Source organism: Nesterenkonia sp. PF2B19 (assembly GCF_001758425.2).
In the GTDB taxonomy this organism is placed as follows: Bacteria; Actinomycetota; Actinomycetes; order Actinomycetales; family Micrococcaceae; genus Nesterenkonia; species Nesterenkonia aethiopica.
The window spans coordinates 23,124-38,206 of the sequence record NZ_MDSS02000019.1; the positions used below are offsets into that span (position 1 = coordinate 23,124).

The following is a 15,083-nucleotide window of genomic DNA, read 5'->3' on the forward strand; positions in this document are numbered from 1 at the left end:
AGCGGATGCTCCGCGGCTCAGCGGGACTCTGACGCGGGGATCCAGACCCGCATGGCGCCGCCGCCGCGGTTGCCCCACAGGCCGAAGGGCACCAACGGAGCGGTGAACCGCTCCCCCGGCTGACCGGCGTCGCCGTGAGGGGGATAGAGCGCGTCCTGTGCGTCATCGTCCCGCGCGTCATCGTCCCCCGCGTCGCGGCGGACCCGCAGCGGGACGACGACGGCGGGCGCACCCAAGACCTCGCCGCGCACCTCTGGTCCGCTCGCGCCATCACGCTCCACACCTTCCAGCTCGACGTCCTCCAGCTCGACGTCCTCCAGCTCGACGTCCTCCAGCTCGACGTCCTCCAGCTCAGCTCCCAGGGCGAGGATGCGCTCCGGCAGATCGACGGACTCCAGCGCGTAGACCACCGGTCCGCGCGTGATCACCCGCTGTCCGCGCAGCGCGTCGGCCCGGTGGTGCGCACGCCGGACCACCACCGGCAGCTCGAACTCCACCTCCAGCGCCGTCAGACCCACCGGGAGGTGCAGCCAGCCGTCCCGCACCGCCGCGCCGTGGGGAAGCGCAGCAGGACCAGTCGGCCCCGCTCCATCACCCAGCTGGGCCCCGTCGGGGATCCGGACCCGCACCGGCACCGGGCATCCGTCACCCGCACTCCCCTCCGCGCCCGCACTCCCCTCCGCGCCCGAGTCCGCGTCAGCGCCCGAGCCCGCACGAGTCTCCGCAGTGAAGCGCAGTCGCAGCGTCCCGGTCCAGGGCAGCCCGGACTCCACGGTCAGCACCCCGGAGGAGCCCTCGGCCGCCACGGGGATCTCACCGGAGACCGCCATGAGCAGCGCGAGGGCGCCGTCGTCGGTATGGGCCGCGGCGGCATGACGCAGTGAGGCCAGCAGCCGAGCGAGGTTGGGCGGGCAGCACGCGCAGTCGTACCAGGCGGCACGCCCGCTGGGGGCCTGCTCGTGCACCCCGGTCCGATGGGTGCGCATCTGCAGCGGACAGGAGTAGAAGAACCGCGTGCCGTCCTCGTCCACGGCCGCGCGGATCGCGTTGTACAGGGCGCGGTCCATCGCCCGACCGTACCGGGCCTCGCCGGTGGCCAGCAGCAGGCGCCAGCTGAGCATCCAGTCGGCGATCGCCGCGCAGGTCTCCGCATAGCCACGGTCGGGCGGGACCTCATAGGGATCGCCGAAGGACTCGTCCCGGTGGCGGGACCCCATTCCGCCGGTCACATGCGCCTTGGTCCGGTGGGCGGACTCCCAGAGCCGCACCACCGCGGCCAGCAGCTGGTCGTCCTGGGTCTCGACGGCGACGTCGGCCGCACCTGCCAGCAGGTAGAGCTGACGCACGGCATGCCCCGCGGCCTCCGGCGCCTGACGGACCGGAACATGGTCCTGGAAGTAGGCGGCACCGAACCCGTCGGGGCCGAGCGTGTCATGGCCGCGAGCCTCCACCATGGCCGCGGCGAGCTCCAAATACTCGGGGGCCCCGAGGACGCGGTACAGATCCACCAGGGCTGACTCCGCCTCGGCGTGTCCACAGACGATGTGCTCTCCCGCGCGCCAGCGCCGCACCACCAGCTCCACGAACCGCTCGGTCAGCGCGATCAGCTCGGTGCGGGCGGCGAGCAGCTCCGCATCGGCGGCGATCTCTGGGCCCGCCGGTTCCACGTGTGCCCAGGCCACCGCCGCCTGCGCCAGATGGCCGAGACAGTAGAGCTCGTGGTGCCAGCGCATGTTCTCCCACGGGACGCGCCCGTCGGTCTGGCAGAAGGAGTTCAGATAGCCGTCCTCCCGCTGCGCCCGGGACAGCAGGGCGACCGCCTCGACGGTGAAGGTCCGCAGCTCCACGTCCAGCGGCCGACCTCGCTCGGCCGCCCGCTGCGTCTCCCAGCCGACCGCCTCCAGCACCTTGTACACGTCAGAGTCGGAGAACAGGAACCCGACCCGGGGACCCTGGTGCTCACCGGTGACCCGGCGCAGGTTGTTCAGGGCCCCGTGGACCTCCAGCTGCTCGATGCAGTGCGGCAGGGTCGCCGTCCGGTTGGTGTGTTCCCACCGGCCCAGCCAGCTCTCCGGGGCCAGGTGCACACCGTGCACGGAGCGTCCCCAGGCGGCGGTCATGTCGGTCATCTGTGCTGTCCTCGTCTCGCTGCTCATCTGTCTCCTGCGCACGGATGCGATCTCATTGCTCGTCCTTCCAGGCGGTCTCCGGCCATCCGGTGGACCAGTCCAGCGGCAGGATCTCCAGGCGGAACCGGCCGTCGTCGTCGCCGCGGTAGTGGTGCAGGGCCAACCAGTCCCCGGAGACCGCCTGTCCGCCGGGGCCGATGCGCACCCCGTCGGTGGCCCGCAGCGGCGTGCCGCCGCCGTCCATCATGGGCACGCCGTCGCGGTCCACATAAGGTCCCGTGACCTGCTCCGCCCGGCCGACGATGATGCTGTAGGTGGAGTCCACCCCGCGGCAGCAGAAGTCCTGCGAGGCGAAGAGCCAGAAGGCGCCGTCTCGGGCGACGATGTACGGCGCCTCGATCGCGTTGGGGCTTCGGCGCCGGTCCGCCAGATGCCGCGGGGCGCCGTCGTCGTCAGGGTCCCGCAGGCCGTCGGGCCAGTGCAGCCGGACCATGCGGATCCCGGACCAGAAGGAGCCGAAGCTCATCCAGGGGGTCCCGGCGTCGTCCAGCACCACGCCGGGGTCGATGGCGTTGAAGTCGTCCTCCGGGCCGGAGGCGATCACCGGTCCTCGGTCCACCCACGCATAGTCGGGGTCCTGGGGGTCCAGGGTGGCATTGGTGGCCAGGGCGATGACCGACCGGTTCTCCCCGAACGTGGAGGCCGCATAGTAGAGGTACCACGTCCCCGCACGGCGGATCAGCTCCGGAGCCCACAGATTCCGCACCCCCGGCACTGCCTCTCGGAGCCACTCGGGCTTGCGTTCCCATACGGTGCCGGCGGCCTCCCAGCGGACGCCGTCGAGGCTGCGCCGCACCTGCAGGCAGCCGTCGGCGATCTCAGGGGCTCCCGTGCAGATGACCGTCCAGGTGCCGTCCCCGGCGCCGCCGCCGGGCACGGCGTCACCGGCGACCAGGGCGGGGTCATGCACGGCGAGGTCCCCGGCGAGCAGCGTGCTCGCCGGGGACCTCATGCCGGACGCTCGGGTCATGCGAGGCCGACTGCGTCCAGGAGATCGGCTCCAGGCGGATGGTCAGTGCACCGTCGGCCAGCGAGGCCTGGGCGTCGCGCAGACCCACCCGGTCCGGCTGCTCCATCGTGTTCTTGGCATAGACGTCCTCGTCCCAGAGGGTGACGGCCTCCGCGATGGTGCCGCGCTCCAGGGCGGAGACGTCCACGGTGACCTCCACGGCCTCCCGGCTGCGGTTGAGCAGGAAGATCGCTGAGCCGTCCTCGCCGTCGGTGGCCACGCAGTCCACCGCCGAGTTGGCCCCGTAGACCGTCGACTCCACCGACTGGGCGTGGACCTCGGGGCGCAGCACCTGGCCCTGCGCCAGGCGGGAGGTCACGGAGAAGGGGAAGAACGTGGTCTGCTTCCAGGCGGGGCCGCCCGGCTCGGTCATGATGGGGGCGATCACGTTGACCAGCTGCGCCAGCGAGGCGGAGCGGACGCGGTCATGGCGCTCCAGCAGGGTCATCAGCAGGGAGCCGAAGACGACGGCGTCGGCCACCGAGTAGACGTCCTCCAGCTGACGCGGGGCGATGCGCCACTCGTCGTTGACCTCGTCGGAGGCCTGGTGCTCGTCCAGGTACCAGATGTTCCACTCGTCGAAGGAGATCATGATGGTCTTGTCCGACTTGCGGCGGTGCTTCACATGGTCGGCGGTGGCCACCACAGTGTCGATGAAGTACCGCATGTCGGCCGCCGAGGCCAGGTAGGAGTCCAGGTCCCCGCCACGCTCCTGGTAGTAGGCGTGGGCGGAGACGAAGTCCACATGGTCGTAGGCGTGCTCCAGCACGGTGCGCTCCCACTCGCCGAAGGTCGGCATGGAGGAGCCGGAGGAGCCGCAGGCCACCAGCTGCAGGTCGCGCTGGGCGGCCTTCATGGCCTGCCCCGTCCGTGCGGCGAGCTTGCCGTAGTCGTCAGCGGTCATGAACCCGGTCTGCCAGGGGCCGTCCATCTCATTGCCCAGGCACCACATGGTCACGTTCCACGGGTCCGGGTAGCCGTGCTCGGCGCGCAGGTCGCTCAGCGCGGTGCCCGAGGGGTGGTTGGTGTATTCCAGCAGGTCCAGGGCCTCCTGGATGCCGCGGGTGCCGAGGTTGACCGCGAGCATGAGCTCGCTGTCCAGCTGCTGCAGCCACGTGGCGAACTCGTTGAGGCCCACCTGGTTGGTCTCCAGCGCGTGCCAGGCCAGGTCACGGCGGACCGGGCGCTGCTCACGGGGCCCGACGCCGTCCTCCCAGCGGTAGCCGGAGACGAAGTTGCCGCCGGGGTACCGGATGGTGCTGACCCCCAGCTCCTTGACCAGGGCGGTGACGTCCTTGCGGAAGCCGAGCTCGTCCGCCGCAGCGTGGCCGGGCTCGTAGATGCCGTCGTAGACGTGGCGCCCCAGGTGCTCCACGAATCCGCCGAAGATGCGGCGGTCCAGGGGTGCGACGACGGCGTCGGGGTCGATGCGGATGCTGGCGTGTGCCATGGGGTCCTCTCTTCAGGGGTCTCAGATGGACGGGTGGATCCCCCGTCATGTATTACATCGATGAAATGGTGACTGATGCCACCTTCTGACGTTTGCTGAATCGTGTCAAGGCCTGCGGCGATGAAAAGTCCGCGCCGGTGCGGCCGGGTGCCGGGAACGGGCGCTTCGGACAGGCCCCTCACACAGGGGCCGGAGCCCTCAGAGAGACCCGGCGCGGGCTGCTGCGGAGGGGGATCTGCTCGTCATCCTGCGCCGACGCCGATTCCGTCCCCGGAGGCAGACCCGACGCCGGATCCAGCACAGATTCCAGCACCGGTTCCAGCACCGGCTCCAGCACCGCCGTCGAGACCATCAGCGTCGCGCTGAGGCCGAGCAGCAGCGCCACCGGCGGTGCGGTGACGGCGAGCAGGACCGCCGCAGTGCAGATCACCCCCAGCAGCAGCGCCTTCCCAGGACTGATCCAGGGCATCAGCACCGCCAGCCGCAGCGCAGCGACCGCCCCGGCGTCGGGGATCCGGGCCGCCACGACGACGGCGCACACCGTAGAGAGCAGCCCGGCCACCCCGAACACCGTGGTGGCCACCAACAGCACCGGCCCCGCCGGACCGGTGACCAGCGGAACCACCAGCAGCAGGTTCAGCACGGCGGCGAGCGCCAGCAGCAGCGGCAGACCGGCCACCAGATGGGCTCTGCGCAACTCGGCCCACCAGGTGCCCCAGAAGCCGCGCCACAGCCCCCGCGGAGCGTCCCGGAGCACACGCGCCGCCGCCACGGAGGCCGGCAGCACCCCCAGCACCAGCGCCCCGGCGGCCGCCCCCAGCACCCAGAGGGCCTGGACGGCGAGCAGTCGGGTGAGCACACCCAGGACCTCCATCACCCGGGGCGCCCAGCCGAGCTGCTCCTGCCCCGGGCTCATCCCTTGCTCCCGGTCAGGGCGATGGACTCGATGATCTGCCGCTGGAAGATGACGAACACCGTCAGCACCGGCACCAGCGCGATGCAGGAGGCCGCCATGATCAGCGGGTAGTCCGTCTGGCTCGCATAGGTGGCGTTGAACCGCGCGATCACCAGCTGCAGGGTCTGCACCTCCGGCGAGTTCAGGTAGATGATGGGGGCCAGATAGTCGTTCCAGACGGCCATGAACCACAGGATGAACTGGGCGGCGATCGCCGGGCGGATGATCGGGAAGATCAGCCGCCAGAAGATCTGGAAGTGCCCGGCACCGTCGATCTTCGCCGCCTCGATGATGGCGTCCGGCACCGAGTCCAGGTACTGGCGCAGGAAGAACACCATGATGATGTTGCCGAAGATCGCCGGCAGGATCAGCGGCCACAGCGTGTCCACGAGTCCGGCGAAGGCGAACATCTGGAACTGCGGGATCATCAGCGTGGGGAACGGGATCATGATGGCGGCCAGCAGGCTGAGGAAGATGACCCCCTTGAAGGGCAGGCGCATCTTCGCGAAGGCGTAGGCCGCCACCGCGGAGGCCGCTCCCCCGACGACGGTCACGCTGACGGCGACGACCGCGCTGTTCATGATGCCGGACAGCAGGGGGCCGGCGTCCCAGACGCGCAGGTAGTTCTCCCATTGGGCCGGGGAGGGGATCCACTCCGGGGGCAGGGCGAACACCGCCTCACGGGTCTTCAGCGAGGTGGAGAACATCCAGACCAGCGGGGCGATCATGGTGATCCCGCCCAGCGAGACGATGGCCCCGACGATCCAGTTGCCGATCTTCTGCCGTCGGGTCAGCGGCGGGCCGGCCGGGGCACGCCGGCCGGTGCTGCGCCGGGTCGCCGGCACGGGCTTCGGCCCGGCCGCCGTGGCGGGGGCGGCGGCCGCAGCGACGGCGGCACGTGGAGGGCTCTGAGGTGCAGGTGTGCTCATCGTGGTCGCCTCAATCGATGGAGAAGTGGTTCCGACGGTTCATGCGAACTGGAGCGCCGTCACGACGAACACCAGAAGCCCGAGCATGAGCGAGATCGCAGTGGCGTAGCCCATGTTGAGGTACTCGAAGGCTTGGCGCCAGATGTACCAGACGATCGTGGCGGTGGAGAACTCAGGGCCGCCGTCGGGGGTCATGATGTTGACCTCCACGAAGATCTGCGCCCCGCCGATGATGTTGGTGACCACCAGGAAGAAGGTCACCGGGCGCAGCATCGGCACGGTGATGGCCCAGAACTGCTGGAGCGTGGAGGCGCCGTCGATCGCGGCGGCCTCATAGAGCTGCCGCGGCACGGACTGCAGGGCCGCGAGGTAGAGCAGCATGGAGAAGCCCAGGCCCTTCCAGACGGCCATGATCATGATCGCCAGCTTGGAGGTCGCGGGGTTCTGCAGCCAGTTGGGGCCGTCGATGCCCACCATGCCCAGGGCCTGGTTGATCAGACCGAAGTCACCGTTGTAGGCCCACTGCCACAGGATGGCGATGGCGGCGATGGATGAGATCACCGGGATGTAGTAGATGGTGCGGAAGAACGTGGTGCCGCGCATCCGCCGATTCATGGCCAGGGCCAGCACCAGGGAGAGCAGCAGCCCCACCGGGATGGCCATCATCATGTAGACGGTGTTGCCCAGGGACTTCCAGAAGTACTGGTCACCGATCATCCGCACGTAATTGTCGAGCCCGGTGAACACCGGCGAGGTGATGCCGTTCCAGGCCGTGAAAGAGGTGACGACGGCGAAGCCGATCGGGTAGAGCACGAACAGCGCGAAGCCCAGCACGGGCAGGGCGATGAACAGCGCGGCCGTGCGATGCTCGCTGCGGTGCAGCCTGTTGCTGCAGGCTCTGGCGGAGCGGTCGCGGCGGGAGGGCCGCGGCGGGGCGGGCGGCGGCCCAGGGGGCTGCGGCGGTGCGATGGTGGCGGTCATTCGGTCCCCCTGCTCATCTCGGCCTGCTCGTTGGCCATGTCGAGGAAGTCCTGCATCCTCGGTTCGGCCTGGGCCAGGTACTCCTCGGCGGTCATGCGCCCTTCGAGGACGGGCTGGATGTTGGTGTAGAGCTCGTCGTACCACTGCGGGTTGTAGGTGAAAGTCGGCGGCAGGGCCCGGCCGTAGTCCTCCACCACTCGGAGGAACTCCTCCTTGTTCTGCGGCGGCGTGGAGTCGTCCTCGGCATACTCATAGGCCATGTCCACCAGGTTGGGGATCTGGATGCCGGCCTCCACCAGGTGCCGCTGGGTGTCCGGGTCGCCGGAGAGGTAAGCGACCAGCTCGGCGGCGGCCTCGGGGTTCTCGGTGGCTGCGGAGACCCCGATGCCCAGGGTGCCGATCCAGCTGGCGGACTCCCCGGTGCGCCCGACCGGGTACGGCATCAGGTCCCACTCGAAGTCGAGGTCCTGATAGATGGGCACGTCCCAGGGAGCGATCGGAAAGAAGGCGATCTGCCCCTGCATCCACCGCTGGTAGGTGTCCAGCGTCTGAGCCTCCGCGATGGAGGGGGTGACGCCGTGGACGGTGTCGAGGTCGGCGAAGAACTGCAGCGCCTCGGCGAACTCCGGGGTGTCGACGGTGACCTCGGCGGCGTCCTCGTCGAGCCAGTCTCCGCCGTTGGACCACACGAAGGCCTGCAGGTTCCAGACGACGTTCAGCCCCGTCCCCCACTGATCCGGGCCCCCGTCTCCGTCGAGGTCCTGGGTGACCTCCTCGAGGACCTCGAGCCATTCGTCCCAGGTGTAGGGATCATCCGGGTCAGGCCGTTCGATCCCGGCCTCGTCCAGCATGGTGGCGTTGTACCCGAAGGAGAACGGCCCCACGTCCTTGGGCAGGGCGTAGAGCGGCCCCTGGCCGAGCTGCTCACCGTCGAAGCGGTAGGAGTCGACGCCGTAGGCCCACATCTCGTCGAGGTCGACGACGTCGGAGTCCTCGATGTAGCCGGAGATGTCCTGGATGACCCCGGAGTTGACATAGGACTCCACGCTGCCGGGGTCGAAGTAGAAGACGTCGGGGATCTGACCGCCGACGATCGCGGCACGGAGCTTGGTCGCATATTCGTCGGCCGTGGTCATGATGATGTCCACGGTGACCCCGGTGTCCTCCTCGAACTGCTCGATCGCTGCCGTGTAGGCCTCCTCCTCGGCGGGGCTGCCGCGGAACATGAAGGTCAGCGTGTCCGGGTCACCTCCCCGTCCGCAGCCGGCCAAGCCCCCGGCGGCCGCGGCCAGACAGGCGATCACCCCCGCCGTCCTGATGACTCTGTGCCTCATCTGCGCCCCTCTCCCTCGAAGCTCACGCGAGATTCCAACGTTGTAACATTATTCCAACGCTGCAATTGTGGCGTGCGTCACGCAGGGTGTCAACAGGCGATCCGCAGCCCCAGGTCACCGGCCAGGTCAGGGACCGGCCTCAGTCCCGCGACAGCGCTCAGCCGGCGGTGGACTCTCGCGGGACCACCCGATAGCTGGTGGTGTACTGACGCCTCGGTGCCGGGGCCTCCCCGGCCAGCCGCTCCTCGATCCGCTCCACCAGCACCCGCACCGCCGTCCGGGCGATCTCCATGCGCCCCGGGTCCACGGAGGACAGCGTGGGCGAGGTGTATCGGGTCTCCTCGAGGTCGTCGAAGCCGATGACCTTCACATCCTCAGGCACCGCGAGTCCCGCATCCTGCAGGGCGCGCAGAGCTCCCAGCGCGAGCGTGTCGTTCATGCCGAAGACGCCGTCCACCTCGACCCCGGAGGCGAGCAGCCTGCGCATGGCGTCGGCGCCGTCCTGCCGATGCCACAGGCCCACATAGCCCACCAGGCGGTCGTCGCGCGGCATCCCGGCGGCGTCGAGCGCCTCCTGGTGGCCCCGAAGCCGCAGGGCGGCCGACCCCTGATCCTCTCCCTCATGGGCGCCGATGACGGCGATCCTCCGGCACCCGGCCTCGAGGAGATGCTCCGTGGCGGCGCGGGCTGCCGCGACATTGTCCATCACCACGTGGTCGCACGGGCCGTCGAAGATCCGCTCCCCCAGCGTGACCAACGGATAGTCCACCTCCAGCAGACCCACGTCGGACTGAGAGAGGGCCAGCGGCGAGAAGATCAGGCCGTCTGTCAGCTGCAGGCGCGGGCTGCGCAGCAGCTCCCGCTCCGCCGCCGGCTCGGCTCCGGTCTGCTCGATCAGCACGGTGTGACCGCGCTGCTTGGCCTCGGTGATCACGGAGTCCGCCAGTTCGGCGAAATAGGGCAGCCGCACCTCCGGCAGCGCCAGGCCGATGACCCCGGACCGGCCGCTGCGCAGGCTCCGCGCCGACAGGTTCGGCCGGTATCCGAGCTCGTCGATGGCCGCCTGGACGACCTCCCGGGTGGAGTCCTTCACATACTGGCGCTTGTGCACCACATTGGAGACCGTCTTGATCGAGACTCCGGCGCGCTGGGCGACGTCGCGCAGTGTGACCGCCATGGGCTCCCTCCTCAGGCCGCTGTGAGACCACCGTACATCGCGGCGAGGACGTGCCGTGCCGTGCGAGCGGGGAGCTGCCGCACCAGGCCTCATGCGACCCGGAACTCGATGCGGTGATGCCCCGTGGCCGCGTTCGGGATCGGGTCCCGTCGCACTCCGGTCTGCACCTCCCCGGAGGTGGTCACCGCCCGCACGGTCGCGGCATGCCGGCCCGGCTCCACCCCGTCGAAGGACAGGCGCCACTGCCGCCAGGTGTCCACTGAGACCTCGGCGGCCAGCTCGGCCGCCTGCCAGTCGCCGTCGTCGAGCTTGACCTCGACGGCTGCGATCCCGTCATGCTGGGCCCAGGCCGTGCCCGCGACGACGACTCCGTCGCGGGGCACCGTGGCCAGTGGACCGGGCACGTCGATGCGCGAGGCGACCAGGACCGGCCCTCTCGCGTCCCAGCCTCGGTCGGTCCAATAGGCCGTGTCCCGGTCGAAGCGGGTCAGATGGAGCTCCACCACCCATTTGGTGGCCGAGACATACCCATAGAGGCCCGGGACGACCAGCCGGGCCGGGTAGCCGTGCTGCCGGGGCAGGGGTTCACCGTTCATCCCCACGGCCAGCAGCGCCGCGCGCTCGTCTGTGAGCACCTCCAGCGGAGTCGAGGCGGTGAAGCCGTCCACAGACCGGGAGAGCACCATGTCCGCATGGGGCAGGGGCCGCGCCCGAGCCAACAGCTCCCGCACCGGATATCCCAGCCACGTGGCAGTGCCGAGCAGATCTCCGCCGACAGGATTGGAGACACAGGTCAAGGTCACATGATGCTCCTCGAGCGGGAGTCCCAGCAGCTCGCTCATGTCGATGCTGACCTCTTCCTCCACCATGCCGGTGATCCGCAGAGTCCATTCACCCGGCTCCAGCTCCGGAACCACCAAGGCGGTGTCGATGCGGTAGAAGTCATCGTTCGGTGTGATGAACGGAGGGACCCCCGCCACGTCGACCGAGGCCGCCGCAGGCACCGGTGACGCGCCACGAGCCGGTCGCGGCAGCACCAGTTCGACAAGCCGCTCCCCCGCCTGCCGGCCGAAGGCACCGATCGATCGCCCGAGGGCGAAGCAGGCGATCGCCAGAGCAGCAGTCCCGGAAGCCGCCCCCAGAAAGGCGCGCCGCGACGCACTGCGCCGGACGGGATCGGGTTCCGCCTCCCCCTCCCACTGTGCGTCGCTCTCAGCCCTCCGGCGCGCCGGCCCCTGCCCAGATCCTGCAGCGACCCCCACCCCCGCGAGCCGCCAGAGCCCGAACAGGACCGCCAGACCCGCGACGATCGCCAGGGCGGAGGGGATGAGATCCGCCGCGGCGGTCTCGGGCCGACGTACCACCGCGGCAGACAGGAGCGCCGCCACCGCGAGGAAGATCGTGGAGGCGACTCTCGGGAGGCGCCGCCCGAGAGCACCGATGCCTGCGGCCATCACCACGCCGCCCAGCCCCATGACCAGGAACAGCACAGGCTTGTTCCACGGCCCCAGCACCGCGATCGCCGTCTCCTGGAGCGCTGGGGGTGCGAACTCGATGACAGTGGATCCGAGGGCGACGAGGGGCGAGGCGGCCGGGCGAAAGGCTCGGGCGATCACGTCGGCGACGCCGAGGAGGACGGCGGCGGCGAGCACGCCTGCGGCCGCATGCCGCCTGTACGCGGCGATCCTTCTCCACTGGTGCGATGTCATGACCTGCATTCGGAGCCGATCGCGGACCGGATGGGACGCGCCGTCCTTCGATGACTCAGTCGGTCAGGCTGTCAGAGCTCCGCGACGACCAGCGGCTCTGATGTCGGCTCCTCCGATCCTCCTTCGGGCTCGACGGTGATCCCGACGGCAGCGTCGGCGGAGAAGGACGGCCCCGTCACGACGGCAGGCCCTTCGGCGGTCATCAGTCCGGCGTCGTGTGCTCCGTCCTGGTCGATGATCCACATCTGCAGATCCTGGCCTTCTTCAGGGCCCTCCATGTCATGCGGAGTGACCAGTATCAGCTGCTCGGTGACGGAGTAGGACACGGTCACGCTGGAGCCGTCGCCCACCTCGACGTGCTGGGCCGCCAGGTCCGGAGCTCCCAGGAGTCGCTGGACCTCCTGCTGCTCCGCATCGAGGCCCGCGACGGTCTCGCGCAGCTGCTCGTTCTCCGCCTGGGCGCGCAGCGCCACCCCTCCCAGGACCGCACAGAGAAGCAGGAGGAACGAGGCCGCCAGGGCGAAATACAGCGCCGGACGGTTTCGCCGGACTTGGCGGCCGGGGCCTGTCACGGGCCCCCTCTCCGGCGCAGAGCCGCGGACGGGCTCGCCGGAGGCGGCGAGGATGTTCTGCCGGGGGATGGACAGGATGGCCTGGGCCGCCTCCTCGGAGGGCGCCATCGGCTCGTCATCGGCGGCGACCAACGCCATAGTCTCCTCGAAATCCGCCACCTCACGGGCGAACTCCGCGTCCTCGTGGAGGAGCCGCTCAGCCTCAGCCGCCTCGTCGGCACTCAGGCCGCCGATCACATATCCTGCGGCGAGATACTCTCGATCAGTGTGCATCGGTCACCCCCAGTGAAGTCCTCAGCCGTCGCATGCCGTCTCTGATCCTCGTCTTCACCGTTCCCAGAGGGACACCGAGATGATCGGCGATCTCGACATGCGTCATGCCGTGATAGTAGGCGAGGGCGATCGCACGCGCCTGGTCCTCCGGCAGTCCCTGCACAGCCCGGGCCGCACGGGCCGACTCGATGTTCTCCAGCGCCTCGTACTGCACGTCCGGGGACTCCTGCCGCAGCTGCCCCTCCCCATGCGCGGTGTCACGCTCCCGCTGTGCGCTGACCGAGCGCACTCTGTCGATGGCCCGGCGGCGGCTGACGGTGATGAGCCAGGCGCGGCCGCTGCCCCGGCCGGGGTCGAAGCGGGAGCAGTCCTCCCACACTTCGGCGAAGACATCCTGGAGGATCTCCTCGGCCAGAGCTCGGCTGCGCACGATCCGCAGGATGACGGCCAGGAGCACGGAGCCTTGGCCCCGGAAGAGCTCTTCGAACGCCTGAGCGTCTCCGCTCGCCGTGCGGACCAGCAGCTCCCCGCACGGGTCAGGACCGCCCAGGGAAGCAGGCGGGTTCACGCCTTCTCCCCCGCGGGTCCGTTCAGGATTGGTCATGCCACCATCATGCCAGGTCACAGAAGGGACAGGAACTGCCGCACCGAACCCGGAGCGAGCGCCACCAGGATCCGGCCACCACGAGCCCCTGACGACGACGGCGCTCGGCAGGCACCCCGCGGAGCCACCTGCCCGAGCGCCGCAACGACGTCGGAGCTGAGAAACCTCAGAGGATCTCTCGGTGATTCGCCCTCACTGCTCCGCCATCTCAGGCATTAGCACCCCGTCGATCATGTAGACCGTGGCGTTGGCAGTCTGCACTCCGCCGCAGACCAACCCGGCCTCGTCGAACATCAGCTCGTCGCCCTCTCCGGTGATCTCCACCGTGTCGCCGTTGACGGTCTCGTGCTCACCGGCGATCTCATCGGGGCTCAGCTGACCGGGGATCACGTGGTACGTGAGCACCGAGGTCAGCGCGTCGGCATCCTCAGCCAGCGCGTTCAGGTCGTCTTCCGGCACGTCGGCGAAGGCATCGTCGACAGGGGCCAGGACCGTGAACTCGTCACCGTTGAGGGTGTCGACCAGGTCTACGTCAGGGTTCAGCTCGCCGGAGACCGCCGCGGTCAGCGTGGTGAGCATCGGGTTGTTGGAGGCCGCGGTGGCCACCGGGTCCTGGGCCATGCCTTCGACCGAACCGTCCCCATCGGGCACCTGTTCGGCGTAGTCCCCACAGGCGGCACCGACCAGATCGGCCGCCGGGTCCATACCTTCCTCCATGTCCGCGTCATCCTGGGCCGCGGCGTCGTCGTCCATGTCCTCGTCTGTCTCCGTGGCGCCGTCGTCCTGAGTCATCTCCTCCTGCCCTTCCGCCGGGGCTTCGTCCTCAGCCGTGTCATCGGCGCAGGCGGTGAGCCCGAGCAGGGAGATCACCCCGATCCCCAGGATGGCGGAGGCGGTGGACTTCGTCTGAGTCTTCATGACTGATCTCCTCGTCGTCGTGCGTCTCGCCGAGGGACATCCCCGACGCCGCGACCCGACCGTTCGGCACGGGCCGTCACGAAGGGGTTCGGCGCCATGCGGACTCTGGATTGGATCAGTGTGCCCTCTCTTGCGAAGAACCCGCTGCCCGTGAGGACCGCCTGCCGCACTCCGATCAGAGCTGCGGCCGCTCCTCCAGGTGGGCGAGCAACGTATCCCGGACGAACCTGGCTCCGCGCTGGCCTCCGTAGGTGGCGGCGAAGCGCTCGTCGTCCACGTACATGTGGGCCAGGCATTCCACGTAGCGACGCCGGCCTGCCTGCTCCTCGGACTCCATGGAGGTGCCGGGCATCTGGCGCAGCCAGAGGATCTGCTCGGCGGCCAGCGCCTGACCGAGCTCGCCGCGGGGGTCGCCGTCCTCGGCGGCAGCCTGCTGCCAGCGGGCGATGAGGTCTTCGGCTTCGCGCCTGAGCTTCAGCTGCTCCTGGTAAGTCTTGGAGGTCCACCAGGCGATGCTGCGCTGGTAGGACTCCTCACCCCAGCGCTCGATGACCTCCTCCTTGTGCTGTGCGTCGAAACCGTCCATCATCACCTCCATCGTCGGGGAGCGCCCGTCCCTGCGGGCCTGAAGCGTGTGTCGCACGGCGTGGATCTGCGCGCCGAGCCTGTGCTGTTCAGCTTGGAGCCGCTCGACGAGCCGCTCGAGCCTGTGGACCTCCGTTCCGGGCTGCGCCAGCGCCTCCCGGATCTCCAGGAGCGGCATCCCCAGGTCCCGGAGGACGAGGATCTGCTGGAGGCGCGCGACGGCGTCGGCGTCATAGTGCCGTCGGCCGTCGAGTCCGGTGCGGGTGGGCTCCAGGAGCCCGACGGCGTCGTAGTGCCGCAGCGTACGGCTGCTCACTCCGGCCCGTCGGCAGAGCTCCTGGATGTCCCATTCATGGGTTCTGCTGTCCATGGGTCCCACGCTAGAGGTTGACGTCGCG

General features: G+C 69.6%; 13 protein-coding genes. All 13 read right to left on the minus strand.

Annotated features, from left to right (window positions below; translation table 11 throughout):
* Window positions 1-17: 17 nt before the first annotated feature.
* Window positions 18-2,156, minus strand: a complete 2,139-nt coding sequence (locus BCY76_RS07525; RefSeq protein WP_085437455.1) for a glycoside hydrolase family 127 protein — start codon at window positions 2,154-2,156, stop codon at window positions 18-20.
* A 25-nt stretch (window positions 2,157-2,181) separates the two neighbouring features.
* Complete coding sequence (locus BCY76_RS07530) at window positions 2,182-3,141, minus strand: arabinan endo-1,5-alpha-L-arabinosidase (RefSeq protein ID WP_237090033.1); 960 nt, start codon at window positions 3,139-3,141, stop codon at window positions 2,182-2,184.
* The gene (gene arfA, locus BCY76_RS07535; protein WP_085437456.1) at window positions 3,092-4,648 is read right to left on the minus strand and encodes an arabinosylfuranosidase ArfA; all 1,557 of its coding nucleotides are present in this window, start codon (window positions 4,646-4,648) and stop codon (window positions 3,092-3,094) included. Before arfA ends, BCY76_RS07530 begins: the two co-directional genes overlap by 50 nt.
* 178 nt (window positions 4,649-4,826) lie before the next feature.
* On the minus strand, window positions 4,827-5,564 hold the full coding sequence (locus BCY76_RS19885; protein ID WP_085437458.1) for a DUF624 domain-containing protein: 738 nt from the start codon (window positions 5,562-5,564) through the stop codon (window positions 4,827-4,829).
* Window positions 5,561-6,532, minus strand: coding sequence for a carbohydrate ABC transporter permease (locus BCY76_RS07545; protein ID WP_085437460.1), 972 nt, complete (start codon window positions 6,530-6,532; stop codon window positions 5,561-5,563). Before BCY76_RS07545 ends, BCY76_RS19885 begins: the two co-directional genes overlap by 4 nt.
* A gap of 39 nt (window positions 6,533-6,571) precedes the next feature.
* Entirely contained in the window at window positions 6,572-7,513 is a 942-nt protein-coding gene (locus BCY76_RS07550) for a carbohydrate ABC transporter permease (protein WP_237090034.1), read from the minus strand.
* The gene (locus BCY76_RS07555) at window positions 7,510-8,847 is read right to left on the minus strand and encodes an ABC transporter substrate-binding protein (RefSeq protein ID WP_070160816.1); all 1,338 of its coding nucleotides are present in this window, start codon (window positions 8,845-8,847) and stop codon (window positions 7,510-7,512) included. Before BCY76_RS07555 ends, BCY76_RS07550 begins: the two co-directional genes overlap by 4 nt.
* A 157-nt stretch (window positions 8,848-9,004) precedes the next feature.
* Window positions 9,005-10,024, minus strand: coding sequence for a LacI family DNA-binding transcriptional regulator (locus tag BCY76_RS07560; RefSeq protein WP_070160818.1), 1,020 nt, complete (start codon window positions 10,022-10,024; stop codon window positions 9,005-9,007).
* A gap of 89 nt (window positions 10,025-10,113) precedes the next feature.
* Complete coding sequence (locus BCY76_RS07565) at window positions 10,114-11,733, minus strand: molybdopterin-dependent oxidoreductase (protein ID WP_085437474.1); 1,620 nt, start codon at window positions 11,731-11,733, stop codon at window positions 10,114-10,116.
* A 71-nt stretch (window positions 11,734-11,804) separates the two neighbouring features.
* Window positions 11,805-12,578 (minus strand): anti-sigma factor, encoded by a 774-nt coding sequence (locus BCY76_RS07570; protein ID WP_070160820.1) that lies wholly within the window; start codon window positions 12,576-12,578, stop codon window positions 11,805-11,807.
* The gene (locus tag BCY76_RS07575; protein WP_070160821.1) at window positions 12,568-13,182 is read right to left on the minus strand and encodes a sigma-70 family RNA polymerase sigma factor; all 615 of its coding nucleotides are present in this window, start codon (window positions 13,180-13,182) and stop codon (window positions 12,568-12,570) included. The genes BCY76_RS07570 and BCY76_RS07575 overlap by 11 nt, the downstream gene beginning before the upstream one ends.
* Before the next feature lie 192 nt (window positions 13,183-13,374).
* Window positions 13,375-14,100: a fasciclin domain-containing protein gene (locus BCY76_RS07580; protein ID WP_070160823.1), complete on the minus strand. Its 726-nt coding sequence runs from the start codon at window positions 14,098-14,100 to the stop codon at window positions 13,375-13,377.
* Between the two features lie 175 nt (window positions 14,101-14,275).
* The gene (locus tag BCY76_RS07585) at window positions 14,276-15,055 is read right to left on the minus strand and encodes a MerR family transcriptional regulator (protein WP_085437462.1); all 780 of its coding nucleotides are present in this window, start codon (window positions 15,053-15,055) and stop codon (window positions 14,276-14,278) included.
* Between the last annotated feature and the right edge of the window lie 28 nt (window positions 15,056-15,083).

Excerpts from the sequence above, each read along its gene's own strand:
- BCY76_RS07570 (WP_070160820.1), bottom strand. The coding sequence starts at position 12,578 with ATGCACACTGATCGAGAGTATCTCGCCGCAGGATATGTGATCGGCGGC.
- BCY76_RS07575 (WP_070160821.1), bottom strand. The coding sequence starts at position 13,182 with ATGACCAATCCTGAACGGACCCGCGGGGGAGAAGGCGTGAACCCGCCT.
- BCY76_RS07545 (WP_085437460.1), bottom strand. The coding sequence starts at position 6,532 with ATGAGCACACCTGCACCTCAGAGCCCTCCACGTGCCGCCGTCGCTGCG.
- BCY76_RS07585 (WP_085437462.1), bottom strand. The coding sequence starts at position 15,055 with ATGGACAGCAGAACCCATGAATGGGACATCCAGGAGCTCTGCCGACGG.
- BCY76_RS07560 (WP_070160818.1), bottom strand. The coding sequence starts at position 10,024 with ATGGCGGTCACACTGCGCGACGTCGCCCAGCGCGCCGGAGTCTCGATC.
- BCY76_RS19885 (WP_085437458.1), bottom strand. The coding sequence starts at position 5,564 with ATGAGCCCGGGGCAGGAGCAGCTCGGCTGGGCGCCCCGGGTGATGGAG.
- BCY76_RS07565 (WP_085437474.1), bottom strand. The coding sequence starts at position 11,733 with ATGACATCGCACCAGTGGAGAAGGATCGCCGCGTACAGGCGGCATGCG.
- BCY76_RS07550 (WP_237090034.1), bottom strand. The coding sequence starts at position 7,513 with ATGACCGCCACCATCGCACCGCCGCAGCCCCCTGGGCCGCCGCCCGCC.
- BCY76_RS07530 (WP_237090033.1), bottom strand. The coding sequence starts at position 3,141 with ATGAGGTCCCCGGCGAGCACGCTGCTCGCCGGGGACCTCGCCGTGCAT.
- BCY76_RS07555 (WP_070160816.1), bottom strand. The coding sequence starts at position 8,847 with ATGAGGCACAGAGTCATCAGGACGGCGGGGGTGATCGCCTGTCTGGCC.
- arfA (WP_085437456.1), bottom strand. The coding sequence starts at position 4,648 with ATGGCACACGCCAGCATCCGCATCGACCCCGACGCCGTCGTCGCACCC.
- BCY76_RS07580 (WP_070160823.1), bottom strand. The coding sequence starts at position 14,100 with ATGAAGACTCAGACGAAGTCCACCGCCTCCGCCATCCTGGGGATCGGG.
- BCY76_RS07525 (WP_085437455.1), bottom strand. The coding sequence starts at position 2,156 with ATGAGCAGCGAGACGAGGACAGCACAGATGACCGACATGACCGCCGCC.